This window comes from Nonomuraea sp. NPDC002799 (assembly GCF_053592075.1).
Genome location: NZ_JBSFVA010000028.1, coordinates 15,266 through 31,827 on the forward strand (window position 1 = coordinate 15,266; position 16,562 = coordinate 31,827).

At 73.5% G+C, this 16,562-nt stretch carries 15 protein-coding genes; 9 read left to right on the plus strand and 6 right to left on the minus strand.

Going from position 1 to position 16,562, the window contains the following annotated elements; translation table 11 throughout:
- Nucleotide 1 precedes the first annotated feature (1 nt).
- From ACWD0F_RS36850 to ACWD0F_RS36860, 3 genes are read right to left on the minus strand one after another with little or no spacing between them, the layout of a single operon-like run.
- Nucleotides 2–1,045, minus strand: coding sequence for an NAD-dependent epimerase/dehydratase family protein (locus ACWD0F_RS36850; RefSeq protein WP_449884486.1), 1,044 nt, complete (start codon nt 1,043–1,045; stop codon nt 2–4).
- On the minus strand, nt 1,042–2,160 hold the full coding sequence (locus ACWD0F_RS36855) for an N-acetyltransferase family protein (RefSeq protein WP_449884488.1): 1,119 nt from the start codon (nt 2,158–2,160) through the stop codon (nt 1,042–1,044). The genes ACWD0F_RS36850 and ACWD0F_RS36855 overlap by 4 nt, the downstream gene beginning before the upstream one ends.
- Nucleotides 2,157–2,423 carry an acyl carrier protein gene (locus ACWD0F_RS36860; protein WP_449884491.1) on the minus strand — a complete coding sequence of 89 codons (267 nt, stop codon included), beginning with the start codon at nt 2,421–2,423 and terminating at the stop codon, nt 2,157–2,159. Before ACWD0F_RS36860 ends, ACWD0F_RS36855 begins: the two co-directional genes overlap by 4 nt.
- Nucleotides 2,424–2,516: 93 nt before the next feature.
- Here ACWD0F_RS36860 and ACWD0F_RS36865 point away from each other — a divergent pair, with 93 nt between their 5' ends.
- From ACWD0F_RS36865 to ACWD0F_RS36875, 3 genes are read left to right on the plus strand one after another with little or no spacing between them, the layout of a single operon-like run.
- Nucleotides 2,517–3,809, plus strand: a complete 1,293-nt coding sequence (locus ACWD0F_RS36865; protein WP_449884494.1) for an aminotransferase class I/II-fold pyridoxal phosphate-dependent enzyme — start codon at nt 2,517–2,519, stop codon at nt 3,807–3,809.
- Entirely contained in the window at nt 3,802–4,755 is a 954-nt protein-coding gene (locus ACWD0F_RS36870) for a phosphatase PAP2 family protein (protein WP_449884497.1), read from the plus strand. The genes ACWD0F_RS36865 and ACWD0F_RS36870 overlap by 8 nt, the downstream gene beginning before the upstream one ends.
- Nucleotides 4,756–4,768: 13 nt before the next feature.
- Nucleotides 4,769–7,006 carry an MMPL family transporter gene (locus tag ACWD0F_RS36875; protein WP_449884499.1) on the plus strand — a complete coding sequence of 746 codons (2,238 nt, stop codon included), beginning with the start codon at nt 4,769–4,771 and terminating at the stop codon, nt 7,004–7,006.
- A gap of 210 nt (nt 7,007–7,216) precedes the next feature.
- Here ACWD0F_RS36875 and ACWD0F_RS36880 read toward each other — a convergent pair whose 3' ends face one another.
- Together ACWD0F_RS36880 and ACWD0F_RS36885 are read right to left on the minus strand one after the other, a co-directional pair.
- The gene (locus ACWD0F_RS36880; protein ID WP_449884502.1) at nt 7,217–7,600 is read right to left on the minus strand and encodes a hypothetical protein; all 384 of its coding nucleotides are present in this window, start codon (nt 7,598–7,600) and stop codon (nt 7,217–7,219) included.
- 22 nt (nt 7,601–7,622) lie between these two features.
- Entirely contained in the window at nt 7,623–7,982 is a 360-nt protein-coding gene (locus ACWD0F_RS36885) for a hypothetical protein (RefSeq protein ID WP_449884505.1), read from the minus strand.
- A gap of 259 nt (nt 7,983–8,241) precedes the next feature.
- On the opposite strand from ACWD0F_RS36885, the gene ACWD0F_RS36890 reads away from it, so the two are divergent.
- Nucleotides 8,242–8,949, plus strand: a complete 708-nt coding sequence (locus tag ACWD0F_RS36890; protein WP_449884508.1) for a hypothetical protein — start codon at nt 8,242–8,244, stop codon at nt 8,947–8,949.
- Nucleotides 8,950–9,009: 60 nt separating this feature from the next.
- Here ACWD0F_RS36890 and ACWD0F_RS36895 read toward each other — a convergent pair whose 3' ends face one another.
- Nucleotides 9,010–9,798, minus strand: coding sequence for an IclR family transcriptional regulator (locus tag ACWD0F_RS36895; RefSeq protein ID WP_449884511.1), 789 nt, complete (start codon nt 9,796–9,798; stop codon nt 9,010–9,012).
- 106 nt (nt 9,799–9,904) lie between these two features.
- Between ACWD0F_RS36895 and ACWD0F_RS36900 the strand changes: the two genes are divergently transcribed.
- From ACWD0F_RS36900 to ACWD0F_RS36920, 5 genes are read left to right on the plus strand one after another with little or no spacing between them, the layout of a single operon-like run.
- Nucleotides 9,905–11,287 (plus strand): flavin reductase, encoded by a 1,383-nt coding sequence (locus ACWD0F_RS36900; protein WP_449884514.1) that lies wholly within the window; start codon nt 9,905–9,907, stop codon nt 11,285–11,287.
- 10 nt (nt 11,288–11,297) lie between these two features.
- Complete coding sequence (locus tag ACWD0F_RS36905; protein WP_449884517.1) at nt 11,298–12,575, plus strand: acyl-CoA dehydrogenase family protein; 1,278 nt, start codon at nt 11,298–11,300, stop codon at nt 12,573–12,575.
- Nucleotides 12,572–13,960 (plus strand): aldehyde dehydrogenase family protein, encoded by a 1,389-nt coding sequence (locus tag ACWD0F_RS36910; protein WP_449884520.1) that lies wholly within the window; start codon nt 12,572–12,574, stop codon nt 13,958–13,960. Before ACWD0F_RS36905 ends, ACWD0F_RS36910 begins: the two co-directional genes overlap by 4 nt.
- Nucleotides 13,961–13,997: 37 nt before the next feature.
- Nucleotides 13,998–15,122 carry an FAD-dependent oxidoreductase gene (locus tag ACWD0F_RS36915; RefSeq protein WP_449884523.1) on the plus strand — a complete coding sequence of 375 codons (1,125 nt, stop codon included), beginning with the start codon at nt 13,998–14,000 and terminating at the stop codon, nt 15,120–15,122.
- Nucleotides 15,119–16,522 (plus strand): aldehyde dehydrogenase family protein, encoded by a 1,404-nt coding sequence (locus ACWD0F_RS36920; RefSeq protein WP_449884526.1) that lies wholly within the window; start codon nt 15,119–15,121, stop codon nt 16,520–16,522. The genes ACWD0F_RS36915 and ACWD0F_RS36920 overlap by 4 nt, the downstream gene beginning before the upstream one ends.
- The last annotated feature ends 40 nt before the right edge of the window (nt 16,523–16,562 follow it).

The window sequence follows — 16,562 nt, forward strand, 5'->3', positions numbered from 1 at the left end:
CTCACTCTCGATCCCTCCCCTCCTTCCCCCGGGAGCCCGGCGGAACATCCGGAACACGTTGCCGCTCAGGTTGCCACCGAAGCACGCTCGCGGCCAGGCCGTCGCGGAGCGACGTGGCGGGGCTGACGCCGAGCTCGCGCGCGGCCAGCGTGATGCCCGCCTCGGGGCAGGTCCAGGCCGGATGCCGCAGCTCCCTGGCCTTGTCCCGGTTGAACGCCGCCGCCCGGCGGCCGATCCTGCCGCCGAGCTCGGCGAGGCCGGCCAGCGCGTGGACGACGCCCATCGGCACCGGCACCAGGGTGGGCTCGCGGCGGCCGAGGGCGTGCGCGACGGCGGCGCAGATGTCGGACCAGTCGTAGGAGCGGCCGTCGCAGACCGGGTAGACGCCCGTGCCGGGGTCACCGGGGGACATGGTCGCTCCGCGCTCGGCGGCGGCCAGCAGGGCCGCGCAGAGATCGTCGACGTAGAGCATGCAGTAGCGGCGCGGGCCGGTGCCGGCCTTGATCACGATGCCTCGCCTGATCATGGGCACCAGGGCCGGGAGGAGCGCGGGCTCACCGGGGCCGTAGACGATGCCGGGGCGCAGGACGATCGCGGGGATCCGCCCGGCGTGCTCGCGCGCGGCCTCCTCGCCCGCCAGTTTGCTGGCCCCGTAGAAGGAGACGGGCCCAGAGGCGGTCACGGCGGCCGGGCCGGCGGCGGCCAGGGAGGAGCAGACGACCAGGCGGGGCGGGTGTGGCAGGGCGCTCAGCGCGCGGGCGAGGCAGGCGGTGCCGTCGCGGTTGACCGTCCAGAAGTCGGCGGTGCGGGCCGCCTTGACCAGGGCCGCCAGGTGGATCACCCGGTCGGCGGAGCGCACGGCCTCGGCGAGGCCCGCTCCATCTGCCAAATCCCCGTGGACGACGGTGACGCCGAGGTCGCGCAGGAACCGCGTGCGCGGCGAGGGGCGCGCCAGCGCGGTGACGGTGTCACCCCGGTCCAGGATCATCCGGGTCAGCCGGCGGCCGACGAACCCGGTGGCGCCGGTGAGCAGATAGGACGTCATAGGACGCCCCGGTAGATCCGGTAGGTCTTGGTGTGGGTGCCGCCGACGGCCTCGATGATGCCGTTGATGGCCCGGTTGTCCTCCAGGGTCCAGCCGAGTTCGAGGTCGCGATATCCGGCGGCCAGCGCGTGCTCGTGCAGGCGGCGCAGCAACACCGCCTCGACGCCGCGTACCCGGAACTCGGGGACGACGCCGACCAGCACCACCCGGGCGCGATCGATCCGGCGCGTGGCGCGGGCCAGGCGGATCGCGCCGATCGGCAGCCCGCGGTGGAACAGCCGGCCGCGCGCGGCGGGCAGCGCCTGGTGGAGATCCGGCAGCGCTATCGCGACGCCGACGGGCTCGCCTGCCGACTCGACCAGGTGCATGAGCGCCGGATCGGCGATCTGGCGCAACCGCCGGGACAGGACGGCGAACTCCGCGTCCGTCATCGCCGTGAAGCCCCAGTTGTCCGCCCAGGCGCGGTCGTAGACCCGCTTGACGCGCGCCGTCTCCGCGTCGAAGTCACGCAGGTCGAGCGACCTGACGGTCAGCGAGGCGCGCCGCTCGACGCGGTCCGCGATCCGCCCGATCCGGGCGTCGAGCGGGCGGGGTCCGCGCTCGAACGCCAGCAGGTCCTTGGCCTTGGCCAGCCCGTGGCCTTCGAGCAGGGCCGGGTAGTAGGGCGGGTTGTACGGCATCATCACCCACGGCGGCGCGTCGAAGCCGTGCACCAGCAGGCCGCACTCGCCGTTCGTGGTGAGGTTGACCGGGCCGAGCAGGGTCTCCAGGCCACGGGCCCGCAACCATCCCGCCGCGGCGTCGAGCAGCGCGCGGGCGGCCTGCGGATCGTCCGCGCACTCGAACTGGCCGAAGAACCCGTCGCGCGCCTGGTGGGCGCTGTTGTGCCGGGGATTGTCCACGGCGGCGATCCGGCCCGTGACGTGGCCGTCCCGGCGGGCCAGGAACAACTCGGCGGCGCCGTAGGCGAAGAACGGGTTGTGCCGGCGGGAGAGCAGGCGCCGGCTGTCGCCGCGCAGGGGCGGCACGAAGCAGGGGTCACCGCGGTGCAGCCGGTAGGGCAGCTCGATGAAGTGCCGAAGCTGCCCGCGCGTGCGAACCGGCTCGACCGTCATCGGACCGCGCCCGCCGTGCCGCGGATCAGCGCGGCCATGTCGGCGATCGTGCGCACCTGCCGCTCGGCGAGGTGGGTGAGGTCCCGGTCGAAGCGGGTGGTGATCTGCATGGCCAGCTCGGCCATGTCGAGACTGTCGGCCTCGAACTCCACGCGCAGGTCCAGATCAGGGGTGATGCTTCCCGGATCGACGGACAGCACCTGAGCGCACATCCTGCGGAGTTCGTCGAAGACGTCGTCGTCGCTCAGATACGGATCCACCATTTGCTCCTTCTTGATCACTTGTTGTAGCTGTAATGTTACTGTCCGTTACTACTATTGACGCACGACGATTCGGGCCACGAGGAGCACCGCACCGTGGGAGATGCCTTCAGCAAGTGCCAGACCGTCACCACTCCCGACGGCGAGGTGGTGGACGTCCATCCCTTCTACCGGGCGATCGACGAGCGGCTGGCCGACGGCAGGGTGCGGATCGACGGCCGGACCGTGCTGATGGCGGGCTCCAACGACTACCTGTCGTTGTCACGCGACCCGCGGCTGCAGGCGGCGGCCATCGAGGCGGTGCGCAGCCTCGGCGTCGGCAACTCGGGCTCACGCCCGGCCAACGGCACGCTGGCGCTGCACGAGCTGCTGGAGAGCAGGCTGGCCGGCTTCCTCGGCATGGAGGCGGTGATGGTCGTGTCCACCGGCTACCAGGCCAATCTCGCCCTGCATCCGCTGTTCGGGCCGAACGACGCCCTGTTCGCCGACCGGCAGGTGCACGCCTCCGTCATCGACGCCACACTGCTCGGCCAGGCGCCGCTGCGGCGCTACCGGCACAACGACATGGGCCATCTCGGCCGCCTGCTCGACGCGGCCGCCCCCGGCGCGGGGCGGGTCATCCTGACCGAGGGCATGTTCTCGCTCAACGGCGACCTGTGCGATCTGCCGGCCACGGTGGAGCTCGCCCGCCGGTACGACGCCCGCCTCATCGTGGACAGCGCGCACGACGTCGGCCTGCTCGGCCCCGGCGGCCGGGGCGTCACCGAGCACTTCGGGCACCCGGCGGCGGTCGACGTGCAGACGCTGACGTTCTCCAAGTGTTTCGGCACCCTCGGCGGCGCGGTGGCCGGACCCCGGCACGTGATCGACCATCTCCGCCACCACGCCCGCCCCGCGCTGTTCTCGGCCTCGCTGCCCGCGCCCTGCGCCGCCGCCGCGCTGACCGCCCTGGACATCATCGCCGCCGAGCCGGAACGCCGGCAGCGGGTCCTGGCCGGGGCACGATGGATGCGTGCCACGCTGGCCGGGCTCGGGTTCGACACCTCCGCCGGCTTCACCCCCGCCATCCCGGTGCCCGTGCGAGACGCCCGGCTCTGCCTGCGGTTGTGGACGGAGCTGTTCGACGAGGGCGTCTTCACCAACGCGATGATCCCGCCGGGTGTCCCCGAGGGCAAGGCGCTGATCCGCCTCAGCGTCACCGCCGACCACACCGAAGCCGACCTCGCGCGGATCGCCGAGGCGTTCGCCGCCGCCGGCCGCCGCCTCGGCCTCGTACCCACCACCGCCAACCGGGACGCCGCCGCCGTCCGCACCGACGGCCAGGACGCCGCCCGGACCGATGTCCGTAGCGACGGCCGGGACGTCGCCGCCGTCCGTGCGGATGCCTGAGACGTGCCGGGATCGGCCGGCCGGCCTGGCCGTCACCGGCCGCGCGCCCGCCGTCCCGGGTGAGCCGCTCGCCCTCCTGCGAGCGCCCCTGACCGTGCTCTTCGTCGGCTATCTGGCGCTGACCGGCGCTTTCGTGGCGTTGTTCGCCGGCCGGATCGAGGGCGCGGCGGGGTTGCTGGCCGGGCTCGGCGGGTGTGCCCTGCTGATGGCGGGCTGCGCGGCGCTGGCGGGCCGGCGTCCGGAGAGCCGATGGCGGGCGGCGTTGTGGATCTTCTGTCCGCTGGCGCTGCAGCCGTTCCTCTACACCTCCGCCGAGCGCTACGCCACGGCGCCGCACGGCCGCTACGTCGACCAGGAGATGATCGAGTGGGAGCGGTTCGCCTTCGGCGCGCTGCCCAACCTCGTCGTGGACCGGTTCGCCACCCCGCCGCTCACCGAGCTGATGATGACCGGCTACTTCTCGTACTACCTCGTGGTGTCGGTTCCCGCCCTGTGGCTCCTGGCCGGCGGGCGGATCCGGCAGGCGGCGCGGGTGATGTTCGCTCAGGTGCTGGCCCATCTGCTGTGCTATCCCGGCTACCTGCTGGTGCCCCTGCGCGGGCCGGCGCACGCGCTGCCCTTCGACGTCCCGCAGCTCACCGGCTACGCCATGACCGGGGTGCAGTCGCGCATCATGACGCTGGATCCCCTCGGCACCTGCTTCCCGTCCTCGCACGTCGCCATGTCGTGGGCGGCTCTGCTGGTGTTGCGCGGGCCCGCCACCCGGCGTCTCTTCCTGGTCCTGCTCCCGTTCGTCTGCGTGCTGAGCGTCGCGGTGGTGTATTGCCGCTACCACTACCTCAGCGACGCCGTCGCCGGGCTGGTGGTCGCGCTCGCCGCGGCCGGCATCGCGCGGCGCGTGGAGCCGCTGCGAGGCGTGCCCGTCGCCTCCGCCATCCGCACGTGAAAGGTCCATCCGCATGTCCCGCACCGCGTCGGCGACCGGCCGCGACACTTCCGATCGCCTGGCCAGGCGCCGCAGCCGGATCGTCATCCTGCTCACCGCCGTCTGCTTCGCCGGCGCGCTGCTGATCGGCCATGACGTCCACGACCGGCTCATCATGGGCGACACGGCGCCCATCGGCGCGTCGTCCGCGCGCGCCGGTGAGCTGCTGCAGCAATCGTTCGGCGGGGGCAACCCGCACCTCGTCCTGATCGCCAGGGCCCCGCGTCCCGTGAGCGGCGCCCCGATCGCCACCGCCGGGATGTCGCTGGTCTCCCGGCTGCGGAACGACGCCGCGGTGGACCACGTCACCTCCTTCTGGGACACCCGCGCACCCTCGATGCGCAGCCGGGACGGCCGAACCGCGCTCATCCTGGCCCGCCTGCGCGGCGACCACCTGCAGCGCATCACCAGCGCCCGCCGCCTCGCCGCCGAGCTGAGCGGCCCCTTCCCGCCCTTCACCATCGGGGTGACCGGTGAGGCCAAGGTCAGGGCCGAGACCCAGGAGCAGAGCGAGGCCGACCTGCGCACCGCCGAGCTCATCGCCGCGCCGCTGACGCTGCTGGTCCTGCTGCTGGTGTTCGGCGGCCTGGTGGCCGCGCTGCTGCCCTTGCTCGTCGGTGTCCTGGCCGTCGCCGGGACCATGGCCGTGTTGCGCCTGCTCACCGAGGTCACCGAGATCTCGGTGTTCGCGATGAGCATCGCCAGCGCGCTGGGGTTCGCGCTCGCGGTGGACTTCAGCCTCTTCATCGTCACGCGCTTTCGCGAGGAGCTCGGCCGCGGTCTCGACCCCCGCTCGGCGGTCGCCGTGACCATGCGCACCACCGGCCGGGCCATGGCGTACTCGGCGGCCACCGTGACACTGTCCCTGGGCGCGCTCCTGCTGTTCCCGTTCACGATCCTGCGCTCCATCGCCTGGGGCGGCATCGCGATCACGATCCTGGCCGCCGCCGCCAGCCTGCTCGTCCTGCCGGCGGTCCTGGTCCTGCTCGGTGAGCGCGTCAACCGGCTGTCGATCCCGCGTCTCCGGCGGGCGGCGGCCATGCCCGGTTCGTGGTGGTTCCGTCTGGCGATCGCCGTGATGCGCCGCCCGCTCGGCGTCGCCGTTCCGTCCATGGTGCTGCTGCTGGCTCTGGGGGCGCCGTTCCTGAACGCCCGCTTCGCCACCCTGGACGACCGGGTGTTGCCGCCGGACGCGCCCGCCGCCCGCGCCGCTCAGCAACTGCGCCAGGACTTCGACGGCAGCGCCGTGGCGCCCACGACCATCGTCCTGCCCCACCTGTCCGTGACCTCCGGTGGCCGCGCCGCCGGCACGCTCCTGGCCGACTACGCCCAGCGTCTCTCGGCCGTACCCGGCGTCACGCGCGTCGACGCGGCCACCGGCGCCTACCGCGGCGGCGCCGTCGCGGGCCCGCCGCCCGGCGCGGAGGGCGGCCGGTTCACCGGCCCCGACGGGTCCCGGCTGACCGTGTCCAGCGCCTACGAGCCTTACTCCGTGGACAACAGCGACCTGGCCAAGCTGCTGCGCCGGGTCTCCGCGCCGGGGCGTGCCCTGCTCGGCGGGCCCGGCGCGGAGCTGGCCGACACCCGCCGCAGCATCGGCCAGGCGCTCCCCCTGGCCCTCACCCTGATCGCGCTGACGACCCTGCTCCTGGTGACCGCGCTGACCCGCAGCATCGTGCTCGCGCTCAAAGCCTTGATCATGAACGCCCTGAGCCTCGCCGCCACCTTCGGCGCCCTGGTGTACGTCTTCCAGGAAGGCCACCTGCGCTGGCTGGTCGGCGACTTCACCGTCACGGGCAGCATCGACGTCCTCATGCCGAGCCTGATCTTCTGCATCGCCTTCGGCCTGTCCATGGACTACGAGATCTTCCTGCTGTCCCGGATCACCGAGGAGTACCGGCGCAGCGGCGACACCCTCATCGCGGTCGCCGCCGGGCTGCAGCACACCGGCCGCCTGTTCACCTCCGCGGCCACCGTCTTCGCCGTCGTGATGGCCGCCCTGGCCACCTCCGGGCTCACCGTGCTCAAGATGATCGGTGTCGGGCTGGCCCTGGCGGTCCTGCTCGACTGCACCGTGGTCCGGGCCCTGCTCGTCCCCGCCGTCATGCGCCTGGCCGGCCGGGCCAACTGGTGGTCGCCCTTCCGCGTACGGGACCGACCGGCCCCCCGCGACGACCGCGAGACGTCACCGGCCCCCGCCGAGTCGCGCTGACCGGCCGCATGGCCTCCGGCCTGCGCGAACGTGCACACGCGCCGGCCGCCGTCGACGCCGCGACCTTCGGCGTCTTCATGAACGCCGGGCCGAGGCGTCACGGCCTCAGCGACCAGACGCTCGTTCGGGAGGAGCGATGACGGCGTGCCGCGATCCGCTGGTCCACGCCGTCATCGACGCGTCGCTACCCGGCGGCGCTACGGAGTCCCATCAGGAGACCGTCAGGTAGAACGCGGCATCGCGGCTGTCCCCGTCGGCGTTCTTGCTGTGCACCGCGATGGCGTTGGAGTGGACCGAGCCGCACGCCGGCGACCCGATCTCGACCGACAACCAGCGCGGGAACCGGTAGTCGCCGACCGGCGTGGCGTGCACGCCCTCCGCGCCGTACAGGTTGACGCTGTCGCTGACGACCACGCAGTACTCGCCGTTCGTCACGCGGTACGTGCGCAGGACGTTCTTGCTCGCCCCCTGGGAGCCGTCCCAGTCGACGAGCACCGAAGCCTGGGCGTACGGCGTGTCCGCGCTCGCGGCGGCCGGGGCCAGGACCGCGGCCGCCGCGAGCGCTCCCGCGGCGACGCGCTTGGTGATTCTCATAGCTGTGTCCTTTCGGGCCCGATCACAGGATGGCGAGGTCGAAGCCGCCGTTGTCGAGCCGCCCGGTGCTGGTGTTGGTGACCTGGATGGCGATGGTGTTGGCATGGTGGTAACACGTCGCCGACGGGTTGCGGTAGGCGATGCTGGGCAGCCGCCGCGGCTCCCGCGAGGTAACGAGGATCACCGCGTCCGCCACGTGCACATTGCTCTTCACCCGCACGCAGTACGTGCCGGTGGCGACGCGCTTGGTGGCCTCGACGTTCTTGAAGTTGTTCAGGACGCCGTCCGCGTCGACGATCGCCGCGGCCCGCGCGTACGGGGCGTAGAGTTCGGCGTGCGCGGCGGGGCCGGTAGCCAGAACGAGACCAGTGACGGCCAGCATTGCGCCGCTTGCCAGAGTATGACGGAACATAGAGTCCCCCTTCGGTTACACACGGAAGTCGTCTGCAGCCGAAAAATAAGCCAGCGGACCCGATGGCGCCACGAACCACCCCGCAGCACGATGTCCAATTAGTCTTGACCATCCCCGTGTGAACCCATGGCGGCCTCGCAGCGTCCGTGTCCTGACCGGCTCTGGGGATATGCCAATCCGTTTCGGACCATGTAACGTCGTTTCCACTTTCGAGGCGAAAGGGGCGTACATGGGAGCTCATCCGCACGGCTGGTGGATCGTCCTTCACCTGGTGCTGTTCGTCTTCTGGCTGGGCGGCGATCTCGGGGTGTTCTACTCCAGCAGATACGTGCTCAATCCGGCGCTGAGCCCGCAGGCCCGCGCGACCGCGCTCGGGATCATGAGCGGCCTGGATCTGGGGCCGAAGATCTGCCTGGTGCTCTTCCTGCCCAGCGGGGTCACGCTGATGGCGCTGGAACCCCACGGGGCCGAGCTGTTCGGCGTGCGTCTGTTCCCGCTCTGGTCGGTGCTGCTGGTCTGGGTGTTCGCGCTCGGCTGGCTGGCGCTGACGGTGGCCGATCACCGTACCCATGGCAGATTTCCGCTGGTGCGGCGGGCCGACTGGGCCATCAGGCTGGCGCTGATCGCCACGATCGCCGGCTTCGCGGCTTACACGCTCCTCGCCGACCGGCCCTTCGGTGTCACCACCGACCCTCGGTGGCTGGGGGGCAAGCTGGCGCTCTACACCCTGGCCATCGCGGCCGGGCTGGGCATCCGGCTCAAGTTGCGCCCCTTCGGGCCCGCCTTCGGCGCGCTCAGCGCGTCGGGCTCGACGCCGGAGCTGGAACGGACGCTGCGCGGCTCGGTCGACGGCTGCCTGCCCTACGTCTGGACGATCTGGGGCAGCGTGCTGGCGGCGGCGGTGCTGGGCGTACTGAAACCGGGCGCGACGCTGTAGGCGGCGTTCGGGTGGACAGGCGCTACTGATGGCGGGCGGACCGGCGCGACACCGCAGGCGTTACGGGTGGTGGCCCAGGCGGGCGGAGAGACGGCCGGCCGCTTCGAGCAGCGGCGCCGCCGACTCCTGCAGGTGCGGTTTGAAGCGGGTGCTGGGCCCGGAGACGCTCACGGCCGCGATCACCAGGCCGTCGTGGTCGAAGATCGGCGCGGCGATGGAGGCCGCGCCCTCGTGACGCTCGCCGAGCGAGGTGGCATAACCCCGGCGCCGGACGGTGGCCAGCTCGGCGCGGAGCTTGCCGGCGTCGGTGATGGTCCTGGCGGTGAGGGCGTCGAGCCGGTGCCGGCTGAGGAAGCCGTCGATCTCCTCATCCCGGAGGAAGGCGAGGATCGCCTTGGAGGAGCTGCCCGCGTGCAGCGGGTAGGGGATGCCGAGCGAGACCTCCATGCGCAACTCCTGCGCGGGCACGACCTGGTCGACGTAGAGCCGGGTGTCGCCGCGGCGCACGGACAGGGTGGCGGTCTCCTCGGTGCGGGCGGACAGGCGGCGCAGCTCGGGGCCGGCCATGGCGCGCAGGTCGGTGCGGGCCATGTAGGCGCGGCCGAGCGCGATGGCGGCGTGGCCGAGGGAGTAGCGCCGGGTGACGGGGTCGAGCGCGATGAGCTCGCGGCTGCGCAGCGCGGTGAGGATGCGGTGCACGGCCGCCTTGGTCAGGTCGAGCTCCGTGGCGATCTCGGTGACGCCCAGGTCCGGGCGGGTGCTGCGGCCGAACAGCAGCAGAACGTCCATCGCCCGCTCCACCGAGGCGATGGACCTGCTCTGGTTCTCGGTCTCGACTTGAGCGTTCACAGGGCCAGTGTATTTCCGTGAGGGAAACATCGTCACATTGACACAAAAGACGCCACTCGTTACCTTCAGCGTTACAGCGTTTCCCATGTTGAAACAGCGAGGAGCCGTGGCGACTGACGGCGAGGCCTTCCGCGCGGTCCTGGCCCAGTGGCCGAGCGGCGTGGTGATCGTGACGACCGGGGCCGCCGGGCACCGGCACGGCATGACGGCCAGCGCCTTCAGCAGCGTGAGCCTGGACCCGCCGATGGTGCTGATCTGCCTGGCCAGGGGCACCAGGACGCACGACCTCGTCGCCGGGCACGGCACCTTCGCGGTGAGCATCCTCGGCAAGGACCAGGCCGCGCTCGGGCGCCGGTTCGCCGGGCAGGAGCCGGTGACCGACCGCTTCGCCGGCGCCCGCTGGGCGGCCGGGCCGACGGGGTCGCCCGTGCTGACGGACTCCGTCGGCTGGCTGGACTGCCGGGTCGCGCACGCCTATCCGGGCGGCGACCACACGATCTTCGTCGGCGAGGTGCTCGCCGCCGCCACGCCCCGGCGGGTGGCTCCCGTGCTGTTCCATTCACGGGCCTGGAGCCAGCTCGCCGACCCGCTGCCCGACCGGATCGCCATCGCCGACACCGGGCTGCTCGCCGTCCTGCGGGCGCGCGGCTTCGCGGGCCGGCGGCTGGCGGCGGTCGCGCGGATGTTGCGCGGCGCGGGCACCCGGGTCCGGCTCTTCGACCTGTACGGCGCCGCGCCCCCACGCGAGGACCTCGACCCCGCCACCGCCTCCGCCCTGATCACCCGGCCCGAGCAGGTGCCGGCGGTGGCCGCCGCGGGAGCGGGCGTGGCGGAGTTCTGGGCGAGTGACACCGCACCGGCCGCGGCCGGATCGGGCCCGCACGCGGCCGGGCCGGATGAGGCCGGATCCGGCGTGCGTGCAGCCGGGCCGGATGGGGCCGGATCCGGCGCGCGTGCGGCCGAGGCGGTGCTGGCGGCGGCCGGGGCGGCCGGGCTGGTCACGGTGGCGCATCTGCCCGACGCCTTCGCCGGGGAGCGCGAGGACCGGGTCCTGGCGACGGTCGCCCGCCTGGCCGCACTGGGCTGCGACGAGATCGCGCTCCAGGAGGGCGACTCCCCCGCCACGCCGATTCTGGTCCGCCGCCTCTTGCAGGACGCCGCCGCCGTGGCGGGCGGAGCCGGGCTGGCGGGCGGAGCCGGGCTGGCGGGCGGAGCCGGGCCGCGCGTCAGACTGCGTGTCGGGCTGCGGGAGCGGCACGGCATCGGCCTGGTCAACGCGCTGGTCGCGATGAAGAGCGGGGTGTGCCACTTCGACACCACGCTGGGCGGCGTGGACGGCGCGCTGCCCGCCGAGGACGTGCTGTTCCTGGCGGGCGAGCTGGAGGTGGCCAGCGCCGTCGACCGGGCCACCCTGATCGCCGGCGCCGAAGAGCTGGAGCGCTCCTGGGGCTCGACCCTGCCGGGGCGGACCTACCGATTCGCACATTGAAGGGGCAAACGTGACCGACAGGCTGACGGGCGAACGGCTCGTCGACGACATGACCGAGGCCGAACGTTCCCGCGCGGAGCGCGTGGAGTCGGTGCTGCCCGCGTTGCGCGCCGCCGCCGCCAAGGCCGACGAGGAGGCCCGCTTCCCGATCGAGCACGTCGCGCTGCTGCGGGAGGCGGGGCTGCTCGGGCTGGTGGTGCCGCAGGCGTACGGCGGGCTCGGCGGGACGTTGCGCGACCTGGCCGCCGCCACGTTCGCGATGGGCACCGCCTGTCCGTCCACCGCGCTGGCCTACTTCTTCCACAACACCAGCGCCTCACGCGGCCTGCTGCCCCTGGAGGCGATCGAGGCCGGGCTGTTCACCGAGGAGGAGACCCCGGTCGTGCGGGCCTTCGCCGAGAAGGTGCTGACCAGGATGGCCTCGGGGGTCTGGCTGGCCAACTTCGCCTCCGAGTCGGTCAAGAGCTCGAACGCCAACATCACCATCGCCACCACCGCCACCCGTACCGAGGGCGGCTGGTTCCTGGACGGCGAGAAGTCGTTCGGCTGCGCGACCGGGGTGGCCGACTACTACCTGACGACGGCCAAGCTGGCGGGCCACGAGACCGCCGACGGGCTGGTGACGTTCTTCGTGCCGCGGGACGCGCCCGGCGTCTCGGCCCGCGCCCCCTGGGACGGGCTCGGGATGCGCGCCACCGCCAACAACGGCATCCGGCTGGAGCGGGTGTTCATCGCCGAGGACGAGGCGCTGACCGTGCCGGGGGCCTTCACCCGGATGCTCACGATGAGCCGCGGCAGCTTCGTCGGCAACCAGCTCGCCATCGCGGCCGTCTACACCGGCTGCGCCCAGAACGTCTACGACGTCGTGATCGAGCAGCTCACCAGGAAGACCTTCGCCGACACCGGGCGGCCGATCGCCTCCTCACCCATGCACCAGCAGCTCATCGGCGACATGACCGCGCAGTTGGAGACCGCCTACCTGTGGCTGCGCAGGCAGTTGCTGCTGGAGACCACGCAGCCGCCGCTGCGCCCCAAGCCCGAGGTCTTCCGCCAGTGGCGGCTCGGCAAGGGCGCGGTGACCGAGTCCTGCTACCAGGTGGCGCTGGGCGCGTTCAAGGCGTCGGGCACCTCCGGCGCGATGATGGGCGGCGTCGTCGGCCGGGCGCTGCGGGATCTGGCGATGGGGCTGGTGATGACCTTCCCCGCCGAGCGCGGCCGGCTCGAAGCCGCCCAGATGGTCACGCAGGCCAAGGAGAACGAGCTGTTCACCACCGCGGAGCAGCCGTGATCCCCGCCGACCTGGTCGACGGCACCTGGGCCGGCTGCGGGGAGGACCTCGGGTTCGACCTGGAGAACCCCGCGACGGGCGAGCCCAGGGGCCGGGCGCTCGGCTCCTCGCCCGCCCGCGTCGAGGCCGCGCTCGCGGCGGCCGAGCGGGTGGCCCCCTCGTGGGCGGAGACCCCGGCGGAGCGGCGGGCCGAGCTGCTGGAGGCGGCGGCCGGGGCGCTGGCCAAGCGGGTGGCGGAGATCGTCCGGCTGGAGTCGTTCGCCACCGGGGTGCCGATCCGGCAGGCCACGCCCCTGGGGGTGATCGTCCACGGCGCGTTCGCGCTCGCCGCCGCGCAGGTGCGGGCGGGGCTGCTCGGCTCGGTGCGGGACGGGGTCGAGGTGCACCGCCTGCCCTGGGGGCCCGCCCTCTGCCTGGTCCCGTGGAACGCGCCCGCGCCGATGGCCGCGCACAAGGCCGCCAGCGCGCTGGCGGCGGGCTGCCCGGTGATCGTCAAGGTCAGCGAGTACGCCCCGCACGGCACCCAGGTGCTCGCCGAGGTCCTGCACGAGGTGCTGCCGCCCGGAGTGTTCCAGCTCGTGCACGGCGGCGCGCACACCGGCGCGCGGCTCGCGGCGGACCCCAGGGTGCGCGCGGTGTCGTTCACCGGCGGCCTCGCGGGCGGCCGGTCGGTGGCCCTGGCCTGCGCGGCCGGGCTGCGCCCCGCGCAACTGGAGCTCGGCGGCAACAACCCGCTGGTGGTCATGCCGGACGCCCCCGCCGAGCGGGCCGCTGCCGCCGCCGCCGAGCTGCTCACGGCGCTCAACGGGCAGTGGTGCCGGGCCCTCGGCCGGCTCATCGTGCCCCGGACCCGGCTCGGCGAGCTGGTGGAGGCCACCGGAGCGCGGCTGGCCGGGCTGCGGGCGGGTGATCCGCTCGCGGAGGAGACGGAGTTCGGGCCGCTCGTGCACTCGGCCCACCGGCGGCGGGTCCTGGACGCGGTCGCCGGGGCCGGCGGGCGGGCGACCGCGTACGGCAGCGTGCCGGACCGGGGCAACTTCCTGGCGCCGACGTTGATCACCGGGGCTGACCTGGCCGACGAGATCTTCGGGCCGGTGGCGGCCGTGCTGCCGTACGACACGGTCGAGGAGGCGGTGGCGCTGGCCAACGGCACGCCGTACGGGCTGGAGGGGTATGTGGTGGGCGGCGACGAGGAGCGGGCGCTGGCGCTCGCCCGGCGGATCAGGGCGGGCGAGGTGAAGGTGAACGGGTCCAGCGTGCTGAGCCTGCACCTGTTCACGCCCCGGCCGGCCTGGGGGTTGTCAGGGCTGGGCGAGGAGGGCACCGCGGAGACCATCCTGTTCTTCACCGGCGCCAGGGTGGTCGGCGTGGAGCGGGCGCCATGAGCGGCGTGCCGGTGGAGGTCGGCGTGGAGCGGGCGTCATGAGCCGCGTGCTGGTGGCGGGGGCCGGGCCGGTGGGGCTGGCGGCGGCGCTCACGCTGGCGCGCGGCGGCGTGCCGGTGACCGTGCTGGAGGCCGGGGCCGGGCTGGCCGCCGAGTCGCGGGCCTCCACCTTCCATCCGCCGACGCTGGAGATGCTGGCCGCGCTCGGCGTGCTGGACGAGCTCATGGCGCTCGGCCTGGTGGCCGGGACCTTCCAGTACCGCGACCGCCGTGGCGGGCCGATCGCCACGCTCGACCTGCGGGTGCTGGCCGGCGACACCCCCTATCCGTTCCGTGTGCAGTGCGAGCAGGGCAAGCTCACGCCCATCCTGGCCGAGCACGTGCGGCGGCACGGCGGCGAGGTGCTGTTCGGGCAGGAGGTCGGCGACGTCGTCTCCCACCCGGACGGGGTGGAGGTGACGACCGCGCGCGGGGCCCGGTTCGCCGGTGACTGGCTGGTCGCCGCCGACGGCGCCCATTCCGCCGTACGCCAGGCGCTCGGCATCCCCTTCGAGGGCATCACCTATCCGGAACGTTTCCTCGTCGCCTCCGTGCACGAGGACCTGGACGCCCTGCTGCCGGGGATCGCGCCGATCAACTACGTCTTCGATCCGCAGGAGTGGCTGGTCCTGCTGCGCACGCCCGACCACTGGCGGGTGCTGCTGCCCACCCCCGAGGGCAGCACCGACGAGGAGGAGCTGGCCAGGCTGCCGGAACGGTTGCGGGCCGTGGCCGATCCCGGCCGTGACTGGGCGGTGGCGCACGCCACGCTCTACCGGGTGCACCAGCGGGTGGCCGCCCGGTTCCGCGACGGCCGGGTGCTGCTGGCGGGGGACGCGGCGCACGTGAACAACCCGCTCGGCGGGCTCGGCATGAACAGCGGCATCCACGACGCCGTCCTGATGGCCACGGCCCTGGTGGACGGGAGCCCGCCGGGCGCAGTGGCCGGGCGGCGGCGGGAGGTGGCGCTGGGGCACGTCCAGGCGATCAGCCACGGGAACTGGGAGCGGATGCGGTCGCCCTCCAGGCACGACGAGCTGCGGGCGCTGGCGGCCGACCCGGCGGCGGCCAGGGCGTACCTGCTGCGGGCCTGCCTGATCTCCTCGTTGCGGGAGACGGGATGATCACCAAGGAGAACCCGGCGCGGATCGGTGAGGTGGTGGGCCGTGTTCCCGTCACCGATCCCGCCGGGGTGGACGCCGCCGTCCGGCGGGCGGAGGCCGCCCGGCCGGGCTGGTCGGCGCGGCCCGTCGCCGAGCGGGCCGGCGCCCTGCTGCGCGGCGCGGACGTGCTGGCCGGCCAGGTGGCGGAGCTGGCCGTGCTGCTGGCCAGGGAGTCGGGCAAACCGCTGGCCGACTGCCGAGGCGAGATCACGTTCGCGCTCGCCTACCTGCGGTGGGTGTGCGAGCACGCCCCCGGGGTGCTCGCGGACTCCGCGATCGACGACGGCGCGGGGCGGCTGGTGACGCGGCGGCGGCCGTACGGTGTCGTGGCCTGTCTGACCCCGTGGAACGCCCCCGTCATCCTGGCCCTGCTCAAGCTGGCGCCCGCGCTGGTCGCGGGCAACACGGTGGTGGTCAAGCCGTCGCCGCTGGCGCCGCTGACGGTGCGCGAGGTCGCGGCCGCGCTGCCGCACGTCGAGGTCGTCCAGGGCGGCGCGGTGACGGGGCAGGCGCTCGTCGCCCATCCGCTGGTGCGCAAGGTGGCCTTCACCGGCGGTGACGCGGCGGGCCGGGAGATCGCGGCCGCGGCGGGGGCGATGCTGACGCCCGCGGTGATGGAGCTGGGCGGCAACGATCCGGCCGTGCTGCTGCCCGACTTCGTGCTGGCGCCCGCCGACTACGAACGCCTGGTCATGGCCTCGTTCGCGACCAGCGGGCAGGTGTGCATGGCCGCCAAGCGGCTCTACGTGCCGCGCGCGCGGGCCGGGGAGTTCGTGGCGGCCTATGTCGCGGCGGCCGAACGGGTGCTCCTGGTGGGCGACCCCCTCACCGACGGGGTCACCATGGGCCCGGTCATCTCGGCGCGGGCCGCGGAGCGGATCCGGGCGCTGGTCGGCCGGGGTGGGACGGTGGTGCCGCTGGGGCGGTCCGTGGGCGACCTCAACGCCGGATATTTCGTCACCCCGACCCTGGTGACCGACTTGCCGGACAACGCGCCGCTGGTCACCGAGGAGCAGTTCGGCCCGGCGGTGCCGCTGCTGCTGTACGACGGCGAGGAGGAGGTCGTCGCCCGGGCCAACGCCGGCGAGCTGGGCCTGGCGGCCTCGGTCTGGTCGGCCGACGAGGAGCGCGCCTTCGCCCTGGCCGGGCGGCTGGACGCCGGGTTCGTCTTCGTCAACACGCACAACCGCACCGGCATGTCCCCGCGCGCGCCCTTCGGCGGGGTCAAGCGCAGCGGTTACGGGCGCGAGTACGGCACAGAAGGGCTCCTGGAGTACGTCCAGACGGCGGTGGCGCACGCCCCGGCGGCCTTCCGCCCCGGCGGCACGGGCATGTCCGCCACCGCCTACCCCACCCCATGAGCTGCGCGGGCGCACTCACCCATTGACTTCTGATGGAAAC